At 48.2% G+C, this 893-nt stretch carries 1 protein-coding gene; it reads left to right on the top strand.

Annotated elements, in window-relative coordinates; genetic code table 11:
- Window positions 1-116: 116 nt before the first annotated feature.
- Window positions 117-874, top strand: a protein-coding gene (locus tag FD32_RS09855) for an IS5 family transposase (RefSeq protein ID WP_420323867.1) whose coding sequence is annotated in 2 segments (ribosomal slippage) — window positions 117-435 and window positions 435-874 — 759 coding nt in all. Because the reading frame shifts where the segments join, the coding sequence is not laid out codon by codon here.
- Window positions 875-893 lie beyond the last annotated feature (19 nt).

Below are 893 nucleotides of genomic sequence, written 5' to 3'. Positions count from 1 at the left end.
TAGGGTCTGTCTTAAAACAAGCTTTTTAGCCAAAGTTCCGGTATAATCTGGTTAAAAAACAAGAAATGAGGAATCACCGCATGACTAAGCCTCCATTAACCACTAATCGACACGCCATCTCTGATGAAAAGTGGCAGCAAATTGAAAAGCTCTTTCCCGCCTATACCACTGGTCGACCACCCAAGTTAAGTAATCGAGCGGCTTTAAATGCCGTGCTCTGGCAACTCAAGGTCGGCTCACCCTGGCGAGACTTGCCTACCGAGTTTGGTTCTTGGAGAACCGTTTATAGCCGGTTCCGAAAGTGGACGGATAGTGGTCTCTTCGAACAGATCTTCAAAATCATTTGTGAGGACGACGATCCCGACATGGAAAATGTCAGCCTGGACTCGACGACCATTCGGGTCCATCAAAAGGGCACTGGGGCTCAAAAAAATCCCGCTGCACAGTAGAAAATCAAGCGATCGGCCGCAGTGCCGGGGGCCTCACGACCAAAATTCATGTCGTCGTTGATGGCCTGGGGAACCCGCTCAAAATGATCCTCACGGGTGGTCAAGTTCACGACAGTCAAGTTGCGCAACCCTTAATCAGTCAGTTAAAAATTGCCGGCGTCAATGTGATTGCGGATAAAGCCTATGGCAGTGAGGCTTTTCGCCAATACTTGGAAGCTGAGGAAGGCACCTATACCATTCCGCCCAAGAGTAACGCTAAAGAGAAATGGCCGGTGGACTACTACGTGTATCGTGAACGGCACTTAATTGAAAACTTCTTCAATCAACTGAAGAACTTCTGGCGAATTGCGACCCGCTATGACAAGTTAGCTCACGTTTATTTAGAACGCGTTTACTTGGCGGCGATTCTGATTCGCCTGAAATAAAGTTTTCAGACGGACCCTA

The sequence above is a fragment of the Limosilactobacillus panis DSM 6035 genome (assembly GCF_001435935.1).
GTDB lineage: Bacteria > Bacillota > Bacilli > Lactobacillales > Lactobacillaceae > Limosilactobacillus > Limosilactobacillus panis.
This window is presented reverse-complemented; position numbering and strand designations above follow the sequence as displayed.